Origin of the sequence: Mycobacterium sp. E1715, assembly GCF_001667625.1 — a bacterium.
Classification (GTDB): Bacteria; Actinomycetota; Actinomycetes; order Mycobacteriales; family Mycobacteriaceae; genus Mycobacterium.
In genome coordinates, this window is sequence record NZ_LZJJ01000090.1 from 23,396 (window position 1) to 49,211 (window position 25,816).

24 protein-coding genes are annotated in these 25,816 nt (G+C 68.5%); 17 read left to right on the top strand and 7 right to left on the bottom strand.

Annotation, left to right across the window (positions count from 1 at the left end; all coding sequences use genetic code 11):
* Window positions 1-88 precede the first annotated feature (88 nt).
* Together rpe and ribD are read left to right on the top strand one after the other, a co-directional pair.
* A complete protein-coding gene (rpe, locus tag A9X03_RS04940; protein ID WP_067753097.1) occupies window positions 89-778 on the top strand; it encodes a ribulose-phosphate 3-epimerase in 690 nt (229 codons plus the stop codon).
* Window positions 775-1,797: a bifunctional diaminohydroxyphosphoribosylaminopyrimidine deaminase/5-amino-6-(5-phosphoribosylamino)uracil reductase RibD gene (gene ribD / locus A9X03_RS04945; protein ID WP_067891063.1), complete on the top strand. Its 1,023-nt coding sequence runs from the start codon at window positions 775-777 to the stop codon at window positions 1,795-1,797. Before rpe ends, ribD begins: the two co-directional genes overlap by 4 nt.
* Here the strand turns inward: ribD and A9X03_RS04950 are convergent.
* From A9X03_RS04950 to A9X03_RS04960, 3 genes are all read right to left on the bottom strand, one after another.
* Window positions 1,794-2,639, bottom strand: a complete 846-nt coding sequence (locus tag A9X03_RS04950; protein WP_231975350.1) for a GGDEF domain-containing protein — start codon at window positions 2,637-2,639, stop codon at window positions 1,794-1,796. The two genes, ribD and A9X03_RS04950, sit on opposite strands and share 4 nt — an antisense overlap.
* A 250-nt stretch (window positions 2,640-2,889) precedes the next feature.
* Window positions 2,890-4,446: an MFS transporter gene (locus A9X03_RS04955; RefSeq protein ID WP_068259917.1), complete on the bottom strand. Its 1,557-nt coding sequence runs from the start codon at window positions 4,444-4,446 to the stop codon at window positions 2,890-2,892.
* A complete protein-coding gene (locus A9X03_RS04960; protein ID WP_067752961.1) occupies window positions 4,443-5,150 on the bottom strand; it encodes an LppX_LprAFG lipoprotein in 708 nt (235 codons plus the stop codon). The genes A9X03_RS04955 and A9X03_RS04960 overlap by 4 nt, the downstream gene beginning before the upstream one ends.
* A 130-nt stretch (window positions 5,151-5,280) precedes the next feature.
* Between A9X03_RS04960 and A9X03_RS04965 the strand changes: the two genes are divergently transcribed.
* The gene (locus tag A9X03_RS04965) at window positions 5,281-5,874 is read left to right on the top strand and encodes a riboflavin synthase (RefSeq protein ID WP_068259919.1); all 594 of its coding nucleotides are present in this window, start codon (window positions 5,281-5,283) and stop codon (window positions 5,872-5,874) included.
* A gap of 15 nt (window positions 5,875-5,889) precedes the next feature.
* Here the strand turns inward: A9X03_RS04965 and A9X03_RS04970 are convergent, their stop codons facing one another.
* The gene (locus A9X03_RS04970; protein ID WP_067891074.1) at window positions 5,890-6,165 is read right to left on the bottom strand and encodes a hypothetical protein; all 276 of its coding nucleotides are present in this window, start codon (window positions 6,163-6,165) and stop codon (window positions 5,890-5,892) included.
* Between the two features lie 292 nt (window positions 6,166-6,457).
* On the opposite strand from A9X03_RS04970, the gene A9X03_RS04975 reads away from it, so the two are divergent.
* From A9X03_RS04975 to A9X03_RS04985, 3 genes are read left to right on the top strand one after another with little or no spacing between them, the layout of a single operon-like run.
* Window positions 6,458-7,735 (top strand): bifunctional 3,4-dihydroxy-2-butanone-4-phosphate synthase/GTP cyclohydrolase II, encoded by a 1,278-nt coding sequence (locus tag A9X03_RS04975; RefSeq protein ID WP_068259922.1) that lies wholly within the window; start codon window positions 6,458-6,460, stop codon window positions 7,733-7,735.
* A 52-nt stretch (window positions 7,736-7,787) separates the two neighbouring features.
* Window positions 7,788-8,267, top strand: a complete 480-nt coding sequence (gene ribH, locus A9X03_RS04980; RefSeq protein WP_067275845.1) for a 6,7-dimethyl-8-ribityllumazine synthase — start codon at window positions 7,788-7,790, stop codon at window positions 8,265-8,267.
* Window positions 8,264-8,725, top strand: a complete 462-nt coding sequence (locus A9X03_RS04985) for a PH domain-containing protein (protein WP_068259924.1) — start codon at window positions 8,264-8,266, stop codon at window positions 8,723-8,725. Before ribH ends, A9X03_RS04985 begins: the two co-directional genes overlap by 4 nt.
* 47 nt (window positions 8,726-8,772) lie before the next feature.
* On the opposite strand, the gene A9X03_RS04990 is transcribed toward A9X03_RS04985, so the two are convergent.
* The gene (locus tag A9X03_RS04990; RefSeq protein WP_068259927.1) at window positions 8,773-9,111 is read right to left on the bottom strand and encodes a hemophore-related protein; all 339 of its coding nucleotides are present in this window, start codon (window positions 9,109-9,111) and stop codon (window positions 8,773-8,775) included.
* A gap of 272 nt (window positions 9,112-9,383) precedes the next feature.
* Here A9X03_RS04990 and uvrC point away from each other — a divergent pair, with 272 nt between their 5' ends.
* The 11 genes from uvrC to A9X03_RS05045 all read left to right on the top strand — a co-directional run bounded on the left by uvrC (window position 9,384) and on the right by A9X03_RS05045 (window position 23,783).
* Window positions 9,384-11,339, top strand: coding sequence for an excinuclease ABC subunit UvrC (gene uvrC, locus A9X03_RS04995; RefSeq protein ID WP_067752976.1), 1,956 nt, complete (start codon window positions 9,384-9,386; stop codon window positions 11,337-11,339).
* Window positions 11,336-12,253 (top strand): RNase adapter RapZ, encoded by a 918-nt coding sequence (gene rapZ, locus A9X03_RS05000; protein WP_067752979.1) that lies wholly within the window; start codon window positions 11,336-11,338, stop codon window positions 12,251-12,253. Before uvrC ends, rapZ begins: the two co-directional genes overlap by 4 nt.
* Complete coding sequence (gene yvcK / locus A9X03_RS05005; RefSeq protein ID WP_067752982.1) at window positions 12,250-13,326, top strand: uridine diphosphate-N-acetylglucosamine-binding protein YvcK; 1,077 nt, start codon at window positions 12,250-12,252, stop codon at window positions 13,324-13,326. The genes rapZ and yvcK overlap by 4 nt, the downstream gene beginning before the upstream one ends.
* Window positions 13,323-14,300, top strand: a complete 978-nt coding sequence (gene whiA, locus A9X03_RS05010) for a DNA-binding protein WhiA (RefSeq protein ID WP_139272911.1) — start codon at window positions 13,323-13,325, stop codon at window positions 14,298-14,300. The genes yvcK and whiA overlap by 4 nt, the downstream gene beginning before the upstream one ends.
* A gap of 857 nt (window positions 14,301-15,157) precedes the next feature.
* Complete coding sequence (locus A9X03_RS05015; RefSeq protein ID WP_068259939.1) at window positions 15,158-16,423, top strand: PPE family protein; 1,266 nt, start codon at window positions 15,158-15,160, stop codon at window positions 16,421-16,423.
* 14 nt (window positions 16,424-16,437) lie between these two features.
* Entirely contained in the window at window positions 16,438-17,799 is a 1,362-nt protein-coding gene (locus A9X03_RS05020) for a PPE family protein (protein WP_068016183.1), read from the top strand.
* A 77-nt stretch (window positions 17,800-17,876) separates the two neighbouring features.
* Window positions 17,877-18,218, top strand: coding sequence for a DUF732 domain-containing protein (locus A9X03_RS05025; protein WP_067752988.1), 342 nt, complete (start codon window positions 17,877-17,879; stop codon window positions 18,216-18,218).
* Between the two features lie 88 nt (window positions 18,219-18,306).
* Entirely contained in the window at window positions 18,307-19,314 is a 1,008-nt protein-coding gene (locus A9X03_RS05030) for a PPE family protein (protein WP_156746472.1), read from the top strand.
* A gap of 274 nt (window positions 19,315-19,588) precedes the next feature.
* Window positions 19,589-20,977, top strand: coding sequence for a wax ester/triacylglycerol synthase family O-acyltransferase (locus A9X03_RS05035; protein ID WP_067752991.1), 1,389 nt, complete (start codon window positions 19,589-19,591; stop codon window positions 20,975-20,977).
* 360 nt (window positions 20,978-21,337) lie between these two features.
* A complete protein-coding gene (gene hsaA, locus A9X03_RS05040; RefSeq protein WP_068259930.1) occupies window positions 21,338-22,516 on the top strand; it encodes a 3-hydroxy-9,10-secoandrosta-1,3,5(10)-triene-9,17-dione monooxygenase oxygenase subunit in 1,179 nt (392 codons plus the stop codon).
* 22 nt (window positions 22,517-22,538) lie between these two features.
* Window positions 22,539-23,783: a cytochrome P450 gene (locus A9X03_RS05045; RefSeq protein ID WP_068259932.1), complete on the top strand. Its 1,245-nt coding sequence runs from the start codon at window positions 22,539-22,541 to the stop codon at window positions 23,781-23,783.
* Window positions 23,784-23,786: 3 nt separating this feature from the next.
* Here the strand turns inward: A9X03_RS05045 and A9X03_RS05050 are convergent, their stop codons facing one another.
* Window positions 23,787-24,932, bottom strand: coding sequence for a Rieske 2Fe-2S domain-containing protein (locus A9X03_RS05050; RefSeq protein ID WP_068259934.1), 1,146 nt, complete (start codon window positions 24,930-24,932; stop codon window positions 23,787-23,789).
* Window positions 24,933-25,108: 176 nt separating this feature from the next.
* Window positions 25,109-25,816, bottom strand: a 708-nt coding sequence (locus tag A9X03_RS05055; RefSeq protein ID WP_156746474.1) for an alpha/beta hydrolase, incomplete at its 5' end; no start/stop codon positions are given.

The window sequence follows — 25,816 nt, forward strand, 5'->3', positions numbered from 1 at the left end:
GGCGAGCGCCCGGGCAATCGGGCGCGGGCGGGGAACGGCGCGGCTTGCCGGCGTGAAGCCGCCGGCGGCGCTCAGTAGTCTGGCGCACATGTCTGGCAACACCGGTAGGCCGCTGATCGCGCCGTCCATCCTGTCCGCCGATTTCGCGCGGCTAGCCGACGAGGCCGCCGCCGTCGTGGGCGCCGACTGGCTGCACGTCGACGTGATGGACAACCACTTCGTGCCGAACCTGACCATCGGCCTGCCGGTGGTCGAAAGCCTGCTGGCCACCACGAACATCCCGATGGACTGCCATCTGATGATCGAGGACCCCGACCGGTGGGCGCCCGGCTACGCCGAGGCCGGCGCCTACAACGTGACGTTCCACGCCGAGGCCACCGACAACCCGGTCGGCGTGGCGCGCGATATCCGCGCCGCGGGCGCCAAGGCCGGTATCAGCGTCAAGCCGGGCACCCCGCTCGAGCCGTACCTGGAGATCCTGCCGCAGTTCGACACGCTGCTGATCATGTCGGTCGAACCCGGCTTCGGCGGCCAAAGCTTCATCCCCGACGTGCTGAGCAAGGTGCGCACCGCGCGCAAGCTGATCGACGCCGGGGAGCTGACGATCCTGGTCGAGATCGACGGCGGCATCAACGACGACACCATCGAGCAGGCCGCCGAGGCCGGCGTCGACTGCTTCGTCGCCGGGTCGGCCGTTTACGGCGCGGAGGACCCGGAGGCCGCCATCGAGGCGCTGCGGAGGCAGGCCGCCGCCGCCTCACCGCACCTGCGCCGATGAACCAGCCCGCGGGCGGCCTCGACGCGGCCATGCGCCTGGCGATCGAGCAGTCCAACCACGTCAAGGGCACCACCTATCCGAACCCGCCCGTGGGTGCGGTCATCCTGGACTCCGCGGGCGTGGTCGTCGGCGTCGGTGGCACCGAACCCGCCGGCGGCGACCACGCGGAGGTGTTGGCGTTGCGGCGGGCCGGCGACCTGGCGGCCGGTGGAACCGCGGTGGTCACCCTCGAGCCTTGCAACCACTACGGCAAGACCCCGCCGTGCGTGAACGCCCTCCTGGCCGCCGAGCTCGCGGCGGTGGTTTACGCCGTCGCCGACCCGAACCCGGACGCCGCCGGTGGCGCGGCCCGGCTGACGGAGGCCGGCGTGCGGGTGACGGCCGGGGTGCTGGGCGACGAGGTGGCCGGCGGGCCCTTGCGGGAGTGGCTGCACAAGCAGCGGACCGGGCTGCCGCACGTCACCTGGAAGTACGCCGGCAGCGTCGACGGCCGCAGCGCGGCCGCCGATGGCACCAGCCAATGGATTTCCAGCGAGGCCTCGCGGCTGGACCTGCATCGCCGCCGCGCGGCGGCCGACGCGATCGTGGTCGGCACGGGCACCGTGCTTGCCGACGATCCGGCGCTGACCGCCCGGTTGCCCGACGGCTCGCTGGCCGACCGGCAACCGCTGCGCGTGGTGGTGGGAATGCGCGAAATACCTTCGGAGGCAAAGGTTCTCAACGACGACTCGCGGACCATGGTGATTCGCACGCACGACCCCATGGAGGTGATCAAGGCGTTGTCGGACCGCACCGACGTCCTGCTGGAGGGCGGTCCCACCCTCGCGGGCGCGTTCCTGCGGGCGGGGGCGGTCAACCGCATCCTGGCGTACGTCGCGCCGACGCTGCTGGGCGGCCCGATCTCCGTCGTCGACGACGTCGGGGTGCCCACCATCGCGCGGGCGTTGCGCTGGCATTTCGACGGAGTGGACCGGCTCGGGCCGGATCTCGTGCTCAGCCTGGTTCCACGCGTCGATTAGCGGTGACCGGCCGAATCGCCTTGCATCGGGTCCTTGCCGGTTAGGCCGCGCGCACGCTTGTCGGCATACATGTCTGCGTCGGCAAGACGCATGACGTCGCGCTCGCCGGCGGCAATGCCTGCGCTGAAGTCGACCGGCGCGCCGACCTCGGCCCACCGGCGGCGGAGCCGATCGAGGATCCGCCCGGCCTCGGGAGCATCGGCATCGATCAGCAGGAGGAGGAATTCGTCGCCGCCGATGCGGAAGGCGACGTCATTCTTGCGGGCCGACCGGCGCAGCGCGTCGGCGAAGGCGACCAGAACTTCATCGCCGGCCTCGTGGCCGTGACGGTCGTTGTAGCGCTTGAAGTTGTCGAGATCGGCGAGCACCACGGCGCACCGGCCGGCGTGTTGCGACAGCCGGTGTGCCAGGGTGGTCCGGTTCAGCAATTGGGTCAACGCGTCGGTCTGCGCGATGTCGCGCAGCAACAGGCTCTGCTGCACGAGCCGGTCGATGAGCCAGGCCGGCACCTCCGCGACGAGGACCCACATGGTCGCGGCCAGCACCACGGTCAGCGTCGAGGCGGGAAGCGGTTTCACGCAGGCCACCACGAACGCCGCGGCGCCGAGCGGGAGCAGGGCCAGTGAGCGCCACCGCCGACCGGTGAGGCCGAGGTAGGCGAAGGTGATCGTGATCGTGCCGGGGAAGTCGCGCGTGGCGGCCGGTTCGATGGCTCCGGCGAGGAGGGTGACGACAAGCGACGCCACCGGCCATCCCACCAGCAATCCGCGCCGGCCTTGCCAACCGCGGAGCCGGCCCGTCAGCGCGACGAACGCCGCCAGCAACGCGGCCGCGCCGAGCACCCAATTCAGGGTGGTGTCGCGGCCGGTGGTTCCAGCGCGCGCTCCGGCCGCGGCGTACAAGCCGAGCATCGCAAGGAAGGCGGTGCAGCCGATCGCGTGCAACCGTTCGGCTGACGGTTGAGGATCAATGCGCCACGGCACGCAGCCAGAATAGGAGACCCGGGGCCACCGTGCGGGACCCAAGCGCCGGCGCCGGCCACCCTGTCGGGTGTGCTACCGGTCCGCCGGCGACGATCGGAAGCGCCTAGCGCTAGCGCTCGCCCAACGAAACCGCTTGCGGCTCAACGGTTTCCGGCTCCTCGGCGTGTTCTTTGCGACCGCCGATCAACAGGCCGAGCAGCGCTCCCACGATGCAGATGACCACGGTGGCGCTGAAGATGTCGCCGTACATCATCGCGAACGCCTTGAGGTACATCGTCCCCTGCGCGGCGATCCGCTCCAGCAGGGAGGCGTTGGGCGGTATCGCAGCGGTCAGCCCCGCGACGATCTGGTTGAACCGGTAGAGGCCCCACGCGCTGAGCGCCGCGACCCCGATCAGCATGCCGGTCATCCGGGCCACCACCACGGCCGCCGAGGCGATGCCGTGCTGTGCCGACGGCACGACCCGCAGCGCCGCGGACGTCAGGGGCCCGATCACCAGGCCCAGGCCGATGCCGGCGACCAGAAGGTCGGCGTGCAACACGGGAACGCTGAACACCCCGAAGATGTCGTGCTTCTGGCTCAATACGTCCTGGCGCCAGTAGTGGATCAGCCAGTAACCGTAGGCCGCGATCAGCAGCCCGATGAACGTCATCACCCGGTCGCCCACGCGGGTGGCGATCCAGCCGCCCAGCACGGCCCCGATCGGCAGCGCGATCAAGAACCACAACAACAAGCCGGCGGCCTGCGTCTGGTCCATCTGCAGCACGCCCTGGCCGAACAGCTCCACGTCGACCAGCGTCACCATCAGCGCCGCACCTGCGGCCAACGATGCGCCCAGCGCGGCCAGGAAGGGGCGGAAGTGCACCCCCGCCGGCTCGATCAGCCGGGTGCGCGAGAACCGTTCCCAGAGCAAAAACAGCACCGCGACGACGACCGCCCCGATGACCAGCGGGAGCCCGTAGCTCGGCAGGATCTGCTTGCCGTCGGGTTGCGGGTTGTACAGGCCGATGACGGCCAGGCCCAGGGCGACCGCGAGCAGCACTCCGCCGACCAGGTCGACCCGCTCGGGGTTCTCGACCTTCTCGTGCGACGGGAGGCTGAATTGGATCATCGCCATCGCGATCAGGGTGAGCGGCACGTTGATCCAGAACACGTAGCGCCAGTCGTGGAACAGGTACACGATGAAGATCCCGTACAGCGGGCCCAGCACGCTGCCGAGCTCCTGCGCGGCGCCGATGCCGCCCAGCACGCCGGCGCGGTTGCGCTGCGCCCACAGGTCGGCGCCCAGGGCGAGGGTGACCGGAAGCAGCGCGCCGCTGGCCACACCCTGGATGGTGCGGCCGGCGATCAGCAGGTGGAAATCGCCCCAGTGCCCGGCGAGGGCGGTCACCACCGAGCCCACCATGAACAGGGCCAGGCTGACCTGCAGCACCAGCTTGCGGCCGAACCGGTCCGAGGCCCGGCCCAGCAGCGGCATGGCGGCGATGTAGCCCAGCAGGTACATCGTGATGATCCAGGTGATGCGCTGCAGCTGGTTGATGGGGATGTGAACGTCGCTCATGATGTCGCGCATGATCGTCACGACGACATAGGCGTCCAGCGCGCCCAGCAGCACCGCCAGACTGCCGGCGCTGATCGCGACGCGGCGTCCGGTCTGCGAACTCATGAACTCACCGGGGGCTTGGTGACCTGGACCTGCTCACCCCAGTTCGACAGGGTGACCTGAACGGAATTGCCCGAACTCTTCTGCATGTTCGCCTGCACCAGCTGGTGGTCGCCGCTCTCCTGGATCCACACCGTGCTGGGCACCGGCTGCGTCGCGTTGAACTGCGGCATGATCTTGTTCACCGCGTCCGCCGACACGTTGCCGCTGACCCGAATGGTGCTCTGCCCGTTGATGGTCTCGCGGCCCTCGGCCTTGGCGTTGCTGAAGTTGGCCAGCGCGTTGCCCAGCCCGGTGTCCGGGTTCAGCAGCACCGACACGTCGTAGATGTCGGAAGCCTTGCCGAAGTCGCTCCACTTGTTCGGCGTCAGGGTGGCGTACAGGGTGCCGTCGACGACCACGAAGTTGGCGTCGATGTCGGATCCACCCAGGGTGATGGTGGCGTTGCCCTTGGCGGCGGTGGCCGGCGCCGTGGTGAGGTCACCGGTGAGCGTCTTGATGGGCAGCCCCTGGATCTTGCCTTGGATCGACAGGACCAGGTGCACGCTCTTGACGGCCTTGGTGGCGTCGGCCGACTGCTTGACCAGGGTCGTGGCGTCGGGCAGCGGGGCGCCGCTCTGCTTTGAACCCGATGAACAGCCGGCGATCAAGGCGGTGGCGAGGGTCAGGGATGCGATGACGGCCGATAGACGGCGGCGGGTCTGCATACCTTGCATCGTAGAGGGTGCCGCCGGCCGGCTTTGGAGACGCGGGGGCCCGGTGCCCGCCCGGCGACGCCGGTTTGGGGCTGCTCACCAGCGCGACCGCCGCGTTTGGGCGTCCGATTAACCTGATGGCATGTTCACCGGAATTGTCGAGGAACTCGGAGAGGTGACGGGCCGCGACATGCTGGCCGACGCCGCGCGGCTCACCATCCGCGGACCCGTCGTCACCTCGGACGCCGGGCATGGCGACTCGATCGCCGTCAACGGCGTCTGCCTGACCGTCGCGGAGCTGCTGCCCGACGGCCAGTTCACCGCCGACGTGATGGCCGAAACCCTCACCCGGTCGAACCTGGGCGCCCTGGAGGTCGGCAGCCCGGTCAACCTGGAGCGTGCCGCGGCGGTGAACAGCCGGCTCGGTGGGCACATCGTGCAGGGGCACGTGGACGGGACGGGTCAGGTGGTCAGCCGGTCGCCGTCCGAGCACTGGGAAGTGGTGCGGATCGAGGTCCCCGCGGCGGTGGCGCGCTACGTCGTCGAGAAGGGATCGATCACCGTCGACGGCATCTCCCTGACGGTCTCCGGGCTCGGCCCCGACTGGTTCGAGGTTTCGCTGATCCCCACCACCCGGGAGCTGACCACGTTGGGTCGCGCCCCGGTCGGGACGCAGGTGAACCTGGAAGTCGACGTGATCGCGAAGTACGTAGAGCGGTTGCTCACCGCGCGATAAGCCTGCCGCCTCGGGTCAGCAGGGCTCGCCCGGCGGCGTCCAGTACGGCTCGCCGGACGGGGTGTAGCACGGCGGTGGTGCGTCGGGCGGCGGGACCGTCATCGCACCGGCAGGCAGCACCCAGTTACCCCAGCGCCCCGGGTCGGTGCAGCCACCGACGCTCACGTGCCGACCGCCGACGTCGGCGCACGCGTCGGCCGTGGCCCGTTGCGGGCAGGCGATGCCCGCTCCAAGTCCGGCCGCGAATATCGAGGTCACGACCGGTACCGCCAGTCTCACTGTGATGCTCATGCCGGTCAGAGTAGATTGCTGGCCGCGAATAGGGAGCCGTTTCGCCGCAGTCGGCGTATTGCTGGAGCCCACCCGGGGCCGGCGACCGCGGGCGTGGGCGCTTTTGCCCGCGGTTCAGGCCGATGATGCAGTGCGGGCCGCGACGAATGTATAGGGGCACAACCTCCCGGGGTCGCCCGCGCCCGCGCGTCCCTGTGAACAGCATCGCAATAACCGGCCTCGCCCGGTGGTTCATACTGAATGCGAGACTTGGGCTCTTCCTGCGGACCCCTGAGACAGCAAGGTAGCGACGATGACGAGGTTGGACTCCGTCGAGAGGGCGGTTGCCGACATTGCGGCCGGTAAGGCCGTGGTCGTCATCGATGACGAGGATCGTGAGAACGAAGGCGATCTGATCTTCGCCGCCGAGAAGGCGACGCCGGAGATGGTGGCGTTCATGGTCCGCTACACCTCGGGCTACCTCTGCGTGCCGCTGGACGGCGCGATCTGCGACCGGCTGGGTCTGCTGCCCATGTACGCGGTGAACCAGGACAAGCACGGGACCGCCTACACCGTCACCGTCGACGCGAAAAACGGTGTGGGCACCGGAATCTCGGCCTCCGATCGGGCCACCACCATGCGGCTGCTGGCCGACCCCGCCAGCGTCGCCAACGATTTCACCCGCCCGGGGCACGTGGTTCCGTTGCGCGCCAAGGACGGCGGCGTGCTGCGCCGGCCCGGGCACACCGAGGCCGCCGTCGACCTGGCCCGGATGGCCGGGTTGCAGCCGGCCGGCGCGATCTGCGAGATCGTCAGCCAAAAGGACGAAGGCTCGATGGCGCAGACCGATGAGCTGCGGGTCTTCGCCGACGAGCACGACCTCGCACTGATCACCATCGCCGACCTCATCGAGTGGCGACGCAAGCACGAGAAGCACATCGAGCGGATCGCCGAGGCCCGCATACCGACCCGGCACGGCGAGTTTCGTGCCATCGGCTACGCCAGCATCTACGAGGACGTCGAACACGTCGCGCTGGTGCGCGGCGAGATCGCCGGGCCGAACGCCGACGGCGACGACGTCTTGGTGCGCGTGCACTCCGAGTGCCTGACCGGTGACGTGTTCGGCTCCCGGCGCTGCGATTGTGGGCCCCAACTGGACGCCGCGATGGCGATGGTCGCGCGGGAGGGGCGAGGCATCGTGCTGTACATGCGCGGCCACGAGGGCCGCGGCATCGGCCTGATGCACAAGCTGCAGGCCTACCAGCTGCAGGACGCCGGCGAGGACACCGTCGACGCCAATCTCAAACTCGGATTGCCGGCTGACGCAAGGGATTACGGAATCGGGGCGCAGATCCTGGTCGACCTCGGGGTGCGCTCGATGCGGCTGCTGACCAACAATCCGGCCAAGCGCGTCGGGCTGGACGGCTACGGCCTGCACATCATCGAGCGGGTGCCGCTGCCCGTCCGCGCCAACGCCGAGAACATCCGCTACCTGATGACCAAGCGCGACAAGATGGGCCACGACCTGGCCGGTCTCGACGACTTCCACGAATCGGTTCACCTGCCGGGCGAGTTCGGCGGCGCTCTGTGACCGCCGGCGACGACGCAGTGGGGGCGCCTCCCGCTGGTGGGGGACGGCTCAGGTGAGCGGTAGCGGGGAGCCGGACATCCCGGCGCTCGACGCGTCCGGCCTGCGCGTCGGCATCGTGGCCAGCACCTGGCACAGCAAGATCTGCGAAGCGCTGCTGGACGGCGCCCGCCGGGTGGCCGCCGAGTCGGGCATCGACAACCCGACGGTGGTCCGCGTGCTGGGCGCCATCGAGCTCCCGGTGGTGGCGCAGGAGCTCGCTCGCAACCACGACGCGGTCATCGCCCTGGGTGTCGTGATCCGCGGGGGAACACCGCACTTCGAGTACGTCTGCGACGCCGTGACCCAGGGCTTGACCCGGGTGGCGCTGGACGCCTCGACGCCGGTCGCCAACGGGGTGCTGACGACCAATACCGAGCAGCAGGCGCTTGATCGCGCCGGGCTTCCGGAATCGGTCGAAGACAAGGGCGCCCAGGCGGCCGGGGCGGCATTGACCGCGGCGCTGACGCTGCGTGAGTTGCGCGCTCGGTCGTGACCACGAGCGAGGGCTGGGACGTCGAGTTGCGTCCCCACCGCACACCGATATTCGTCTACGTCGCCGCGTTCACCATCGCCGCGGTGCACATCGCGATCGGCTTCCTGCTCAAGGTCGGATCCACCGGGGTGGTGTTCCAGACCACCGACCAGGTGGCGATGGCCCTGCTCGGCCTGGTGCTCGCCGGGCTGGTGCTGCTGTTCGCCCGGCCGCGGCTGCGGATCGGGCCGGCGGGAATCTCCGTGCGTAACCTGTTGGGCGACAAGCTCATCGAGTGGCCGGACGTCGCCGGCGTCTCGTTCCCGGTGGGCAACCGGTGGGCGCGCGTCGATCTACCCGACGACGAATACATTCCCGTGATGGCCATCCAGGCCGTCGACAAGGAACGCGCGGTCAACGCCATGGACACCGTGCGGTCGCTGCTGGCGCGGTACCGGCCGGACCTTCCTACGCACTGAAGGGAGCTATCCGTGCCGGCACGGATAGCTCCCTTCAGGTGAGCGGGTCAGAAGTTCTTACAGTCGGTCATCATCTGCTGGAAGATCGGCAAAGCCTGCTGCGCGCCCTGGTTGTGCTCGATGGCGTGCAGCAGGTTCACGCGCTGATCCGGCGACGACGCCAGGTACTGCTGCAAGAACTGCTGGTTCGGCGGCGACTGGTCGAGGTACTGAGCGGCCATCGGGTTTTCCGCGTGCACCGCCCGCATCGCCTGGTCGTAGCTGCAGGTCGTGTTGATCATCGGGCCGTAGTCGGGGGCCGCGGATGCGACCCCAGTTGCGGCGGCCGACGCCAATGCCAGGCCGCCGACCCCCATCGCGATCCTGGTCAACGAGCGCTTGAACATCTGTGGACTCCCTCCATTGATTGCCACCCACTGTAACGTCCAGCTACCCCCTTGGTAACCAGAACAAACCGTCCACACCGCCGACCGGTCGTCATAATCCGAGGTCATTGGGCCTTTTCGGGAATTGGCGGATCGGTCGGTGGGCTACTTGTCTATCGAACAAGCGCTCGAATGCGTTACAGGATGTGCCCGAACCGGGGGCGGCGTTTTCGCCGCGTCGAGCCGTGCTCCCGCGGCGCCGGCGTGTCCTGGGCGGCTACTAGCCTGGATGAGTGCCAGATCCCGCCACGTACCGTCCCCCGCCCGGGTCCATCCCGGTCGAGCCGGGCGTCTACCGATTCCGGGACGCGCACGGGCGAGTCATCTACGTCGGGAAGGCCAAGAGCCTGCGCAGCAGGCTGACGTCCTACTTCGCCGACATCGCAAGCCTGCATCCGCGCACCCGGCAGATGGTGACCACCGCCGCCAAGGTCGAGTGGACCGTGGTCAACACCGAAGTCGAGGCGTTGCAGCTCGAATACAACTGGATCAAAGAGTTCGACCCCCGCTTCAACGTCCGCTACCGCGACGACAAGTCGTACCCGGTGCTGGCCGTCACCCTCAACGAGGAATTTCCGCGGCTGATGGTCTATCGCGGTCCGCGCCGCAAGGGGGTCCGCTATTTCGGGCCCTACTCCCACGCCTGGGCGATCCGGGAGACGCTGGACCTGCTCACCCGCGTTTTCCCGGCCCGCACGTGCTCGGCCGGTGTGTTCAAGCGGCACAAGCAGATCGACCGTCCGTGCCTGCTCGGCTACATCGACAAATGCTCGGCGCCCTGTATCGGGCGGGTCAGCGCCGAGCAGCACCGCCAGATCGTGGACGACTTCTGCGACTTCCTGTCCGGCAAGACCGACCGCTTCGCCCGCGAGCTGGAACAGCGGATGCAGGCCGCATCCGACGAACTCGACTTCGAGCGCGCCGCGCGGCTGCGGGACGACCTGGGGGCGCTCAAGCGCGCGATGGAGAAGCAGGCGGTGGTGCTCGGTGACGGCACCGACGCCGACGTCGTCGCCTTCGCCGACGACGAGTTGGAGGCCGCGGTTCAGGTGTTTCACGTCCGCGGCGGCCGGGTGCGCGGCCAGCGCGGCTGGATCGTCGAAAAGTCCGCGGAGGCCGGTGATTCCGGCGAGGAGCAGTTGGTGGAGCAGTTCCTGACGCAGTTCTACGGGGAGCAGGCCGAACTGGGTGGCCACGACAACCAAGGGGCCGACGAAGCCGCCAACCCGGTGCCGCGCGAGGTGCTGGTGCCCTGCCTGCCGTCCAACTCCGATGAACTGGCCAGCTGGCTCTCCGGCCTGCGTGGCTCCCGGGTCGTGCTGCGGGTGCCGCGCCGTGGTGACAAACGGGCGCTGGCCGAGACGGTGCAACGCAACGCCAAAGAGGCTCTGCAACAACACAAGCTGAGGCGTGCCGGCGACTTCAACGCCAGATCTGCTGCGCTGCAGAACATTCAGGAGGCGCTGGGGCTGGCCGACGCGCCGCTGCGCATCGAATGCGTCGACATCAGCCACGTGCAGGGCACCGACGTGGTGGGCTCGTTGGTGGTGTTCGAGGACGGCCTGCCACGCAAGTCGGACTACCGCCACTTCGGGATCCGGGAGGCCGCCGGGCAGGGACGCTCCGACGACGTCGCCTCGATCGCCGAGGTGACCCGCCGCCGGTTCGCGCGACACCTCAGCGAACAGAACGACCCGAATATGCTTTCCCCCGAAGGGAAGTCGCGCCGATTCGCCTATCCGCCCAACCTCTACGTCGTCGACGGTGGCGCGCCGCAGGTCAACGCGGCCAGCGCCGTGCTCGAAGACCTCGGCATCACCGATGTCGCGGTGATCGGCCTGGCCAAGCGCCTGGAAGAGATATGGGTGCCCTCCGAGCCGGACCCCGTCATCATGCCGCGCAACAGCGAAGGGCTTTATCTGCTGCAACGAATTCGCGACGAGGCGCATCGGTTCGCCATCACCTACCATCGCAGCAAGCGATCTAAGCGAATGACCGCCTCAGCGCTGGATTCGGTGCCAGGATTGGGGGAACATCGCCGCAAGGCGCTGGTAACCCATTTCGGATCCATAGCCCGCCTCAAGGAGGCCACCGTCGACCAGATCACGGCCGTTCCCGGAATCGGTGTGGCCACCGCCACCGCCGTTCTGGAGGCGCTGCGACCGGAGCAGCCCGGAGAAGCCGAATGACGGGTGAAGTGGCCGAGGGCCACCCGGTGGAGGCCCGCCCCGAAGGCGGGGCCGGCATCGACGTCGTTCTGGTGACCGGATTGTCGGGCGCCGGGCGGGGTACCGCGGCCAAGGTGCTCGAGGACCTGGGCTGGTACGTGGCCGACAACCTGCCGCCCCAGCTGATCACGCGGATGGTGGACTTCGGCATGGACGCAGGATCTCGGATCACCCGGTTGGCGGTGGTGATGGACGTGCGGTCGCGCGGCTTCACCGGCGACCTCGACGAGGTGCGCAACGAGTTGGCCACCCGCAACATCACCCCGCGCGTGGTGTTCATGGAGGCCTCCGACGACATGCTGGTGCGCCGCTACGAGCAGAACCGCCGCAGCCACCCGTTGCAGGGCGAGGCGACCCTGGCGGAGGGCATCGCCGCCGAGCGCCGGATGCTGGCCCAGGTGCGCGCCACGGCCGATCTGATCATCGACACGTCGACCCTGTCCGTGCGCGGGTTGCGGGAGAGCATCGAGCGCGCGTTCGGCGGCGACGCCGGCACGTCGATCAGCGTCACCGTCGAATCGTTTGGCTTCAAGTACGGCCTGCCGATGGACGCCGACATGGTGATGGACGTACGTTTCCTGCCCAACCCGCACTGGGTCGACGAGCTGCGCCCGCTCACCGGGCAGGACCCCGCGGTGAGCGAGTACGTTTTGAGTCAGCCCGGGGCCGCGGACTTCCTCGACGCCTACCACCGGTTGCTGTCCCTGGTCGTCGACGGCTACCGCCGGGAGGGCAAGCGCTACATGACGGTGGCGATCGGCTGCACCGGCGGCAAGCATCGCAGTGTCGCGATCGCCGAGGCGCTGATGGGGCTGCTGAAGGCCAATCCTCAACTGTCGGTGCGGGTGCTGCACCGGGATCTGGGCCGCGAATGAGCGGGCCGACGAATCACGGCATCGTCGCCCTGGGCGGCGGCCACGGCCTGTACGCGACGCTGTCCGCGGCCCGCCGGCTCACCCCACACGTGACCGCCGTGGTGACCGTCGCGGACGACGGCGGTTCGTCGGGGCGGCTGCGTAGCGAATTGGATGTGGTGCCACCGGGCGACCTGCGAATGGCGTTGGCGGCCCTGGCATCTGACAGCCCCCACGGGCGGCTGTGGGCGACCATCCTGCAACACCGATTCGGCGGCAACGGGGCGTTGGCCGGGCACCCGATCGGCAACCTGCTGCTCGCCGGGCTGTCCGAGGTGCTGGCCGATCCGGTGGCCGCCCTCGACGAGCTCGGCCGCATCCTGGGCGTCAAGGGCCGCGTCCTGCCGATGTGCCCGATCGCGTTGCAGATCGAGGCCGACGTCTCCGGCCTGGAGACCGATCCGCGGATGTTCCGGCTCATTCGCGGCCAGGTGGCGATCGCCACCACCCCGGGCAAGGTGCGCCGGGTGCGGCTGCTCCCGTCCGACCCGCCGGCGACCCGGCAGGCCGTCGACGCCATCATGGCCGCCGACCTGGTGGTGCTGGGTCCCGGCTCGTGGTTCACCAGCGTGATCCCGCATGTCCTGGTGCCGGGCCTGGCTGCGGCGCTGCGGGCGACCACGGCCCGTCGGGCGCTGGTGCTCAATCTGGTGGCCGAGCCGGGGGAGACGGCGGGCTTCTCCGTCGAACGTCATCTGCACGTGTTGGCCCAGCACGCACCGGGGTTCACCGTGCACGACATCATCATCGACGCCGAACGGGTGCCCGGCGAGCGGGAGCGGGAGCACCTGCGCCGCACCGCGATGCTGCTTCAAGCCGAGGTCCACTTCGCCGATGTGGCCAGACCTGGTACACCTTTACATGATCCGGGCAAACTCGCGGCGGCCCTGGACGGGGTCCGGACGGCCCACAAGGCTCCGGGAGCGCCTCCGGTCACGGCCACCGCGGATATTCGGGTCGACAGTGCAAGTCCACAGACCGGTGGGAGCGGACCGGCTGGCAGCGGACCAAGGGGTGACGACGCGTGGCGATGACGACCGAAGTCAAGGACGAGCTCAGCCGCCTGGTCGTGAAGTCGGTCAGCGCGCGCCGGGCGGAGGTCACGTCGCTGCTCAGGTTCGCCGGCGGGTTGCACATCGTCGGCGGTCGCGTGGTGGTGGAGGCCGAGGTGGACCTCGGCAACGTCGCGCGCCGGCTACGCAAGGACATCTTCGAGCTCTACGGCTACAACGCCGTCGTGCATGTGTTGTCGGCCAGCGGGATTCGCAAGACCACCCGCTACGTGCTGCGGGTGGCCAACGACGGTGAGGCGCTGGCCCGCCAGACCGGACTGCTCGACAACCGCGGCCGGCCGGTGCGCGGTCTGCCCGCCCAAGTCGTGGGCGGCAGCGTCGCCGACGCCGAAGCCGCCTGGCGCGGGGCCTTCCTGGCGCACGGTTCGCTGACCGAGCCGGGACGGTCGTCGGCCCTGGAGGTCAGCTGCCCCGGCCCGGAGGCCGCCCTGGCGCTGGTGGGCGCGGCGCGCCGGCTCGGGGTCAGCGCGAAGGCCCGCGAGGTCCGCGGCGCCGACCGGGTGGTGGTGCGTGACGGCGAGGCGATCGGCGCGTTGCTGACCCGGATGGGCGCCCAGGACACCCGGCTCATCTGGGAGGAGCGCCGGATGCGCCGCGAGGTGCGGGCGACGGCCAACCGCCTCGCCAACTTCGACGACGCCAACCTGCGCCGCTCGGCCCGGGCCGCGGTCGCGGCGGCCGCCCGGGTGGAACGCGCACTCGAGATCCTCGGCGACACCGTCCCCGACCACCTGGCCTCGGCCGGCAAGCTGCGGGTCGAGCACCGGCAGGCGTCGCTGGAGGAGCTCGGCCGGCTCGCCGATCCGCCGATGACGAAAGACGCTGTGGCGGGCCGAATTCGGCGACTGCTGTCGATGGCCGACCGCAAGGCGAAGATCGAGGGCATCCCGGACACCGAATCGGCGGTCACGCCCGATCTGCTGGAAGACGCTTGACCCGGACAACGGCTTGTAGCGGGGGCGCGACGCTGAGCTAACCGCCGCCCTGTCCCTGGCAAATCCCGTTCGAGCGCATGAGTGATCACGCCGGCAATGCTTGCCCCGCGTGATTGGTGCCAAACAATCCGGGACTGGCAGCGCTGATCTACATTCCACATTCAATTCACATAGATCATGTAATTCATAAATTCGCTCTTTGGTGACATGCAATCCCATTTCGGGCGCTTAGGCGGCTGACTGCGGCACGCCCGCTCCGCTGTTACGCAAGCCGGTGACTGGCGAATTCATACAACGCACATATCTTCTCTGAAGATCATATGAGTTTCGGACGTGTCTGCCGCCGGTGAGTGACGCGGGCGCAGATAACCCGTGCCACGGCGAATCCGGTGGGGCCGGACGCAACTCATGGCAGGTACTGCTCCGTCGCCCCGTCCCGTGGAGGCGTCCGGCAGCGGTCTCATTTCGCCGTGATCGCAATTTATGCTCGTGAGATTTTTATTCATCCGCCGGCGCTTCCCGGGCTTCCCACTCGCATTTTCACCAAGTATTCATGCGGTCGCCTTGTCCGATTCGCGCGAGGTAGGGAGGTTTATCGCCGTTTTGCGTGCCGGGCCCACCCAGAAGCGGTCGTCCACCCCGGCCGCCGCGACGGTGCCGAACCGGGCGCGTCGGACGGAAGGCACTTCGGCCGCGGCTGGCTAGTGTCCTGTCTGCAAGGAATCGCCCGCTCGCCAGCAAATTCTCTTATCCCGTTTTCGGCGGCGGCACGAAGGGCTCGATTGGCGGCGTTCGGCTGGTCGGCGGACGCAAGCACAGGGCCGGCGGTGGCGACACTGCCGGAGGCGGAGGATGGCATGGATTTCGGGGCGTTACCGCCGGAGATCAACTCCGGCAGGGTCTATTCAGGGCCGGGGCCGGCGCCGCTGCTGGCGGCGGCGGCTTCCTGGGACGGTTTGGCGGCCGAATTACGTTCGGCAGCAAGGTCTTACGGTTCCACGATCTCGGAGCTGAGAGTCCTCTGGCGCGGGCCCGCGTCGACGGCGATGTCGACCGCGGCGACGACCTACATCGCGTGGCTAGACGGTACCGCCGTGCAGGCCGAGCAGACCGCCGTGCAGGCCAAGGCGGCCGCGGCCGCCTACGAAGCCGTCTTCGCGGCCACCGTCCCGCCCCCGGTGGTCGCGGCCAACCGGGCCTTGCTGGCCTCGCTGATCGCGACCAACATCCTGGGTCAAAACACCCCGGCGATCGCGGCCACCGAGGCGCAGTACGCCGAGATGTGGGCGCAGGACGCGGGCGCCATGTATGCCTATGCCGCCTCGTCGGCGGCGGCGGCGCAACTGACACCGTTCGCGGCGCCGGCGCCGACCACCGACGGCAGCGCGGAGGCCGACCAGTCGGCCGCGGTGGCCTCCGCGCTCGGGTCGTCGAGCGCCTCGGAGGTGGAATCTGCGCTCTCGGAAGCGGTTTCGCAGGCGCCGGCCGGGGTGCAAAGCCTCGCGGTGAGCGCGAACGCGGTGACGACTCCGGCGGCCGCCCTGCCGTTGGGCCTGGCGGACATCACCGGGATCCTGAAGACCTTCAACAGCATCATGGGCACGATCTCCGGCCCGTACACCCCGCTCGGGGTGGCCAACCTCGCGAAGAACTGGTACCAGATCGCCCTCAGCATCCCGAGCGTGGGGACGGGCATCCAAGGTATCGGGCCGCTATTGCACCCCAAAGCGCTCACCGGGGTCCTTGCGCCGCTGCTGCGCAGCGACCTGCTGACCGGAGCGGCCGCGTTGTCGAGTGCGAGTCCGGTTTCGGCCGCGACGAGTCAGGCCGGGCTGGTCGGGTCGTTGTCGGTGCCGGCGAATTGGGCTTCTGCCGTTCCCGCGATCCGCGCGGTGGCGGCCGAGCTGCCGGAGACGATCGTGGAAGCCGCTCCCGCGATGGCCGTGAACGGCCAACAAGGGATGTTCGGCCCGGCTGCCCTGTCAAGTCTGGCCGGACGTGCCATGGGGGACACCGCGACTCGCGCGGTCGCCGGGTCGACCGTTCGCGTGCCGGGTGCCGTCGCCGTCGACGACATCGCGACCACGTCCACCGTCATCGTGATCCCGCCGAACGCCAAATAAGAAAGGGTGCGGCAATGGTCTTCAGCGATTTCGCAACGCTGCCACCGGAGGTGATCTCCACCCAGATCTATGCGGGCCCGGGCGCCGGGCCGCTGCTGGCCGCCGCCGCGGCCTGGGACACGCTGGCCGCCGAGTTGCACTCCACCGCCGCCTCTTACGGCACGGTGATCTCGGACCTCGTCGGCGAGGCCTGGCAGGGTCCGTCGTCGGAGTCGATGGCCGCGGCGGTAGCACCGTATCTCGCGTGGATCTCGACCACCGCGGGCCAAGCCGAGCAGACCGGCGCCCAGGCCCGCGCCGCGGCCGCCGCCTACGAAGCCGCCTTGGCCGCGACCGTGCCGCCGCAGCTCGTCGCGGCGAACCGCATCGCGTTGGCCGAACTGTTGCAGACGAACCTACTGGGGCAGAACGACGCGGCGATCGCGGCGATCGAAGACGAGTACGGCCAGATGTGGGCCCAGGATGTCGCCGCCATGTTCAGCTACGCCGGCGCGTCGGAATCGGCCGGTGAGCTGACCGCTTTCGAGGGGGCGCCGGCCACCACCAACGACGGCGGGCCGGCGGCCCAGGCGGCCGCCACGGCCGCGTCAGAGCCCACGTCGTTGTCGTCCTGGCTGAAGCAGATAGAGGACTACCTCACCTCGCTCACCGGCCAATACACCAAGTTCTGGCAGCAGCTGATCGGGGGAGTCACGGGGAGCCCGGACGTCGCACCCCTGTGGGAAACGTTGTATTCCAGCATTTCCCAGATCGGCACCCAGGCAACGTGGACCAACGTCACCAACGCCAGCATCGGCCTGGGCGTGTCGCAGTGGAAGAACTTCTTCATCTACGCGCCGTGGAGCGCCGCGATGTCGAAAACCTCGCTGGGCGCCGGTCTGGCGTCGCCGGGCCACGTCGCCGCCGGGGTCGCGGCCAAACCGGTGTCGGCGGTGCTGGGCAACGCGCCGACGGTGGGGAAGCTTTCGGTGCCGCCCGGCTGGGCGACCGCCGCCCCGGCGGTCCGGCTGGCGGCTCTGCCCGGCACCAGCGTGGCCGCGGCCGCGGCGGCGGATGTCCCCGGCCTGGTCAACGAGGCGACGCTGGGCAGCCTGGCCGGTGGCGCGCTGGGCGGCCCGGCGGCGCGCGTGGTCAGTTCAACCGGCATCCAGCAGCCCCGCGTCGGCACCGGCGAGCGGCGCACCCCACCGGTCAAGCTCGACCGCATCATCGCCCAGCTCCAGGAGATGCCCGACCAGGTGCAGCACTGGAACGTCGACGAGGCCGGGCTCGATGACCTGGTCGCCAAACTCAGAACGACGCCGGGCGTGCACGCCGTGCACGTGACGGACGGCGCGGAGGTCGCGGTCGGCGGCGCCGAAGCCAAGTCGGGATAGTTGGGGCGCAACGGGTTTCGCGTCGTGATCGCGGGCCGGGCCGGGCCATAGCGGGCAATCCGCACGAAGGAGGACTGATGAGACTGTTGTTAGCGCTTCTCGGTGTGTCGCTGGGCATCGTTGCCGCGGCGCCCGCGCACGCCATCCCCGGGGAGGACGAAGCGGCGACCGACGAGAACAACGAGGTCTTCATCGCCGACCTGCACAGGGTGGGGATCAGTTTCGCGGACCCCGATCAAGCCGTCGCCGCCGGAAAGGCGGTGTGCGGCCTGATCTCTCGTGGCGTGTCCGGCCTTCAGCTGCTCAATGACCTGCGGGACAACAATCCCGCGCTGACGACCAACGGTGCCGCCCAGTTCGCGACGATATCAGCGAAGTCGTTCTGCCCGCGACAACTCGACGCTTCCGCGAAGAGCTAGGCGGTGCCTGAAACCCCAAGTAGCCAACGCCGCGGTATGAGTCGCGGTCGATAAGCACTCACGTTCCCCCGTCGCAGAGAAAAACCCGATGTCGCAACACAAGTCGCCAGCCATTGAGCTGGAGCCGGTGCTGGATTCCGGTGCCCTGCCGCCGGAAGCCATTTCCGGTCGAATGCATTCGGGGCCCGGCGCCGAATCGATGATGGAAGCCGCCAGGGCGTGGGAAGTGCTCGCTGCTCAACTCGGTGAGATGGCAGAGAAATACCGGGCGGTGATCTCCGAGCTGGGTGTGGCGGAACAGAACGCTTCGGTGAGGGCGATAACTCAAGCCCTCGCGGCCCACGCGGCGTGGCTCGACGCCACCGCTGCCCAGGCCCGGCAGACGGCCACCCAGGCCGGGGCGGCCGCAAGCGCTTACGGTCTGACCCGTGCGGCGGCAGCGGCGCCTGGTGCGATCATCGCCAACCGGCTGCGGCGGATCCGGCTGGCCGCGGCGAACTGCCTAGGCCAGCTGAGTCCGGCCATCGCCGACGCCGACGCCGACTACGATCGGATGTGGGCCCAAGACACCGCCGCTCTGGTTGCCTACGCCCGCGCCTCGGCGGCCATCACGCTTACACCATTCAGTTCGCCTTGCGCTCGTCTGAGCGAGACGACGCGCCACGCTGCGGCGGTCACCGAGCCGTCCCGTCGATGGCGTCTGACGGTGGCGCCGGAGGTCATATCGACTGGGGCGCAGGTGATCTCGACCATCTCCGAAGCGCTCGATGCGCTGGCCTCCTCGCCGCTGGCCTCCTTCGACGTGGCCCTGCTGCCGAAAACGGCGGCCCTGTCCAGGTTGAGTTCACTGTCGGCGCCGCTGGACGTCGCGCTCAACCACCTGAGTTCCCTCAACAAGGCCGCCGCGCTGGATAGGGCCTCGGCCGTGCGGTCCCGGTGGGTTACCGCGTCCGGCGCGGACGACGCCGCGACGCGTGTGAGCGTCGGTAACCGCGCAGCGGTGGGGGCCTTGTCGGTCCCCAGGGCGTGGACTCGGTCGATGCCAAGCCCCCCATGGCCGAGTCCGCAAGCGAGTCCCGTCGATCGAAGCCAGTGAGCCATCCGCGGCCGACGAGTTGCGGCGCAAGGGTTCCCGTCATTCGCCGCCGCTGTGCGCGCGACGCATGACGTCAACCGCGGACCTCGCGTGCCGGCGGTGCCCGCCGGCGTCCGTCGGCACCTTTGCGCGGCGGGCTCCTCGGGACCGGTCCCGAACGGCGCAGGCGGTCGCAACGACCTGGCGACCGGGCGGATGCGCGCCCGGCTCAGCCTGCGGGTAGTTTGTTTGCCATTGCTGGTCGCGACGGGGGTCGGGGGGCTACGGTCGGGGGATGAAACGGCTCTCGAGTGTTGATGCGGCGTTCTGGTCAGCCGAGACTGCGGGCTGGCACATGCATGTGGGCGCGCTCGCGATCTGCGACCCGAAGGACGCACCGGAGTACAACTTCCAGCGGCTGCGCGAACTGATCATCGAACGGCTGCCGGAGCTGCCGCAGCTGCGGTGGCGGGTCACCGGGGCGCCGCTCGGGCTGGACCGGCCGTGGTTCGTCGAGGACGAGGACCTGGACCCCGACTTCCACATCCGCCGCATCGCCGTCCCAGCGCCCGGCGGCCGGCGCGAGCTCGAGGAGCTGGTCGGCCGGTTGATGTCCTACAAGCTGGATCGTGCGCGGCCGCTGTGGGAGATGTGGGTGATCGAGGGGGTCGAGGGTGGCCGGATCGCTTCGCTGACCAAGATGCACCACGCCATCGTCGATGGCGTCTCGGGAGCCGGGCTGGGCGAAATTCTCTTGGACATCACCCCGGAACCTCGACCACCGCAACAGGAAACGGTGGGATCCCTGGTCGGCAACCGGATTCCGGGCATAGAGCGGCGGGCGGTGGGCGCGCTCATCAACGTCGGCGTCAAGACGCCCTTCCGCATCGCCCGACTGGTGGAGCAGACGGTGCGCCAGCAGATCGCCGCGCTCGGTGTGAGCGGCAGGCCCCCGCGCTATTTCGAAGCGCCCAAGACCCGGTTCAACGCGCCCGTGTCGCCGCACCGCCGGATCACCGGCTGCCGCGTGGAGCTGGCCCGGGCCAAGGCCGTCAAGGATGCCTATGGCGTCAAGCTCAACGACGTCGTGCTGGCGCTGGTGGCCGGTGCCGCCCGCGAGTACCTGCAGAAGCGGGGCGAGCTGCCCGCCAAACCGCTGATCGCCCAGATCCCCGTCTCCACCCGGACCGACGAGAACAAGGACGACGTCGGCAACCAGGTGAGCTCGATGACCGTGTCGCTGGCCACCGACGTCGAGGACCCCGCCGAGCGGCTCCGGGCCATCCACGAGAGCACCCAGAACGCCAAGCTGATGGCCAAGGCGTTGTCGGCGCACCAGATCATGGGGCTGACCGAGACCACCCCGCCGGGGCTGCTGCAGTTGGCCGCCCGCGCCTACACGGCTAGCGGGCTGTCGCGAAACCTGGCCCCCATCAACCTGGTTGTGTCCAACGTGCCGGGCCCACCGTTCCCGCTGTACATGGCCGGCGCCAAACTGGATTCGCTGGTGCCGCTGGGGCCGCCCGTCATGGACGTCGCCCTGAACATCACCTGCTTCTCCTACACCGACTACCTGGACTTCGGCTTCGTGACGACGCCCGAGGTCGCCAACGACATCGACGACATGGCCGACCGCATCGAGCCGGCGCTCACCGAACTGGAGAAGGCTGCCACCCGGGAGTGAGCCGGAAACCATCGAATCGCCAAGGCGTTCGGTGATGGCCGTTACGCGGGCCGCGAGACCCGAAGGGGCCGAGGGTGGCGAACGCATTCGCAGATCTCGTTGGCCCGCTTGAGTTCTCGATTCCCATCCCAGGTCCGCGGCGCGCTGCCGATCGAATCCGCGACGACGTTCCCCCCGCCCGCCGCACTCGGGCGAGCACAGTTAGGGACTTTTTGCCCTAGCGTCGGCGCCGCCCGTGGCAATAACTAGAACAAGTTACAGTTCGTGTTTTATCGCGATACACAGCGACAACATCAAAATACTGACCAAAATTGCAACGCTCTCTAGTCCGTGGCTAGGTGCGCGATGTGGAGGAAAGCAGTGACGCCCATTCTTGATACCCAGTCCGTCCTGGCCGCCATCGACGATCTGTTGCCCAAGCTGCGGCAGCGGGCACCGGAAACGGAGGAGCTGCGGCGGCTGCCGGACGCCACCGTCAGCGAGCTCCGGGAAATCGGCTTCTTCCGGCTGCTGCAGCCCGCGCAGTGGGGTGGGATGCAGTGCGATCCGACAATCTTCTTCGAGGCCGTCCGGCGCTTGGCCAGTGCGTGCGGGTCTACGGGTTGGGTGGCGTCGATCCTCGGCGTGCACAACTGGCACGCGGCGCAATTCGACCAGCAAGCCCAACAGGATTTATGGGGCGAGGACCCGAGCGTGCGGATCTCCTCGTCGTACGCCCCGATGGGCGCCGGTCTGGTGGTCGACGGCGGCTATCTGGTCAACGGTTCGTGGAATTGGTCGTCGGGTTGCGACCACGCCACGTGGACGTTCGTCGGCGGCCCGGTGATCAAGGACGGCCAGCCGGTCGACTTCGGCAGCTTCTTGATCCCGGTCAGCGATTACCGCATCGACGACGTCTGGCATGTCGTCGGACTGAAGGGCACCGGCAGCAACACGCTGCACATCAAGGATGTGTTCGTGCCGCGGCATCGCTTCCTGTCTTACAGGTCGATGAACGACCACACCGCCGGCGGGTTGCTGGCCAACACCGATCCGGTCTACAAGATGCCCTGGGGCACCATGCATCCCACCACGATCACCGCCCCCATCGTGGGCATGGCCTACGGCGCCTACGAATCGCACGTCGAGCATCAAGGCCAGCGGGTGCGCGCCGCCTTCGCGGGCGAGAAGTCGAAAGACGACCCCTTCGCCAAGGTGCGCATCGCCGAGGCCGCCAGCGACATCGACGCCGCGTGGCGACAACTGATCGGCAATGTCGCCGACGAGTACTCGTGCCTGGTGGCGGGTCAGGAGGTCCCGTTCGAGCTGCGGACCCGGGCCCGGCGTGACCAGGTGCGTGCCACGGCGCGTGCCATCGCCTCGATAGACCGCTTGTTCGACGCGTCCGGTGCGACCGCCTTGGCAAATAGCGCTCCGCTGCAACGGTTCTGGCGCGACGCACACGCCGGCCGCGTGCACGCCGCCAACGATCCGGAGCGGGCCTACATGATCTTCGGAAACCACGAATTCGGGCTGCCGCCCGGCGACACGATGGTCTGACCCGAGAGGAGCCAAAGATGACCTGCCCGCATCTTCCCCCCGGTTCGATCCGACCGACCCGGACATCTACGCCGAGCGCCTCCCCGTCGAGGAGCTCGCCGAGTTGCGCCACCACGCGCCCGTCTGGTGGTGTGACCAGCCGATCGGCAAGGGCGGCTTCAACGACGGCGGCTTCTGGGTGGTGACCAAGCACAAGGACGTCAAGGAGGTGTCGCTGCGCAACGACGTCTTCTCCAGCTGGCTCAACGGCGCCATCCCGCGCTTCGCCGACGACATGAGCCGCGAAGACATCGACCTGCAGCGGTTCGTCCTGCTCAACATGGACCCTCCGCACCACACCCGGCTGCGCAGGATCATTTCGCGCGGGTTCACGCCGCGCGCGATCGGCCGGCTGCACGACGAGCTCAATGAGCGGGCGCAGGCGATCGCCAAGGCGGCCACCGCCGAGACCTCCGGCGATTTCGTCGAGCAGGTCGCGTGCGAACTGCCGCTGCAGGCCATCGCCGGGCTGCTCGGCGTACCGCAGGAGGACCGCGGCAAGTTGTTCCGCTGGTCCAACGAGATGACCGGCGCCGAGGATCCCGAGTATGCGCATGTCGATCCGAAGGTGTCCTCGGCGGAGGTGCTCGCCTACGCGATGAAAATGGCCGAGGCCAAGGCCGAAAACCCCGCCGATGACATCGTTTCCACGCTGCTTCAGGCGGATATCGACGGCGAGAAACTCTCCGACGACGAGTTCGGGTTTTTCGTGATGATGCTCGCGGTCGCCGGCAACGAGACCACCCGCAATTCGATCACGCAAGGCATGATGGCATTCGCTGACTTCCCCGACCAGTGGGAGCTGTACAAGAAGGAGCGCCCGGAGACCGCGGCGGACGAGATCGTCCGATGGGCCACCCCCGTTACGGCATTCCAGCGCACCGCCAAAGAGGACACGAAACTTTCGGGGGCGACGATCAAGAAGGGTCAGCGGGTATTGATGTTCTACCGTTCGGCCAACTTCGACGAGGACGTCTTCACCGAGCCGTTCGAGTTCGACATCTTACGAAACCCGAACCCGCACGTCGGATTCGGTGGAACCGGCGAGCACTACTGCATCGGCGCCAACCTGGCCAAGTTGACGATCAACCTGATGTTCAACGCCATCGCCGACCACATGCCCGACCTCGCTCCCCTCTCGAAGCCGGAGCGGATCCGGTCGGGCTGGCTCAACGGCATCAAGCACTGGCAGGTCGACTACACCGGTGGGTGCCCGGTCGCGCAATGAATCCTATTGCGGCTGAACGACCTTGGGCCGCAAGTTCTCTTCCACCTCGGTGTGCCAGTGCTTGTTCGCGGCGGTGGTATCCACCTCGTACTCGAACCGGTCGGTCATCTGCGGGCTGACGTCGGCGGCATCCACATAGAACTGTTGATACCAGCGGCGGAGCTGATAGACCGGGCCGTCCTCTTCGACCAGCAACGGGTTTTCGATTCGCGTCTTGTGCTTCCAGATCTCGACGTCCTGCAGGAAGCCCATGCTGACGCCCTCGGCGAACGCCTTGGACAGTTTCTCGGTGGCGGGGCCGTCCATGCCTTCGGGCTTTCGCACGATGATGCCCCAGTGCAGCATGAAGGAGTTCTGCGTGACGGGGTAGTGGCAGTTGACGAGGATCGAATCCACCTTGTAGCCACCGTAATTGTTGTGCAGCCAGTTGATCATGAACGACGGGCCGAAGTAGGAGGCCTCGGAGTCGAGCGTCTGCTCGCCGGTGTAATGCGACCCGCCGAGCAGCACATCGGGCCGTCCGACGGTGCGCAGGTACTGCGACGCGATGTGGCCCTCGAAGACGTTCTTGAAGTACGTCGGGAAGCCATAGTGGATGTAGAAGAAATGTGCCATGTCGACGATGTTGTCGACGATTTCGCGGCAGTTGGAGCCCTCGATGAGCTCGCTGCGCCACCGCCATTCGGTCCACTCGGGGCTGGCGGCCTCGGAGATGTCGGGGATCTGCAAGTCCGGGGACGGCAAGCTGCCCTCATGGTCGTGCCAGACGAACAACAGACCGTTGTGCACCTCGGTGGGCCAGGTGCGCGTCCGCGCCGTTCGCGGCGTTCGCTTGGCGTAGGGCACGTCCTTGCACCTGCCGTCGCCGCCCCAGCGCCAGTCGTGAAACGGGCACGCGACCGTATCGCCCTTGACCATGCCCTGTGACAGGTCCCCGCCCATGTGCCGGCAGAACGCGTCGAGGACCCGCAGGTTGTGTTCGGTGTCGGCGAAGACGACCAGCTTGGTGCCGAAGATGTTGACCGGGTGCGGCTGCCCGTCGAGGAAGTCCTTGGCCACGCCCAGGCAGTGCCAGCCGCGGGCAAACCGGGTCGGCAACGTTCCGACGTCTATTTCTCGGATGCCGACCCCAGCGGTATCGATACTCACTTCACGCCTCCAGTCGCTCCAGGGCATAACTAGAACACGTTATAGTTTCGGCGCACCGGCCCGAGAAGGATGCAGGCTAAAGCCACTAAATTTGTGACTTATGGCCCTAGTGACCAGGGTTGCGTTCACCCGGGGAGCCGCCGTCGGCGGAGGAATCGTTCCGGGTAAGCCCCGGCCTAGTCGCGCTCGGGCGGGTTCGTCGCGTACACCCAGGACAGGAACCGGGCGACAGCCTCCGCGGACCGATGCGCCCGCGGGGAACTGAAAATGTCGAAAGCGTGTTGCGCGTTGGGCAATTCGGCGTAGGCGACCGGCGACTTCGACACCGCCCGCAGCTCCTCGATGAACTCCTGGGCCTCCCCGACGGGAATCAGCGAATCGTCGCAGCCGTGCAGGACGAAGAACGGTGGCGCGTCGGCCCGCAGCCGCCGGATCGGCGAGGCGTCGACGTAGACGTCGCGGTGCGCGTCGTATTCCCGCTTCACCACGAACTTTTCGAGCAGCGAGACGAATTCGGGTCGGCCCTCGCCCTCGGTGGAGAACCAGTCGTAGCGGCCGTAGATCGGGACGGCGGCCGCCACCGACGTGTCGGCGTCCTCGAAGCCCGGCTGGAATTGCGGGTCGTTGGGGGTCAGCGCCGCCAGCGCGCACAGGTGCCCGCCGGCCGAGCCGCCGGTGACCGCGACGAAGTCGGGATCACCGCCGTAGTCCGCGATGTTCTCCTTGACCCAGGCCAGCGCCCGTTTGACGTCGACGATGTGGTCGGGCCAGGTGTGGCGGGGGGAGACGCGGTAGCCGATGGACACGCACACCCAGCCGCGCGCGGCGAGGTGGCTCATCAGCGGGTAGGCCTGCGGCCGGCGCATCCCGATCATCCAGGCGCC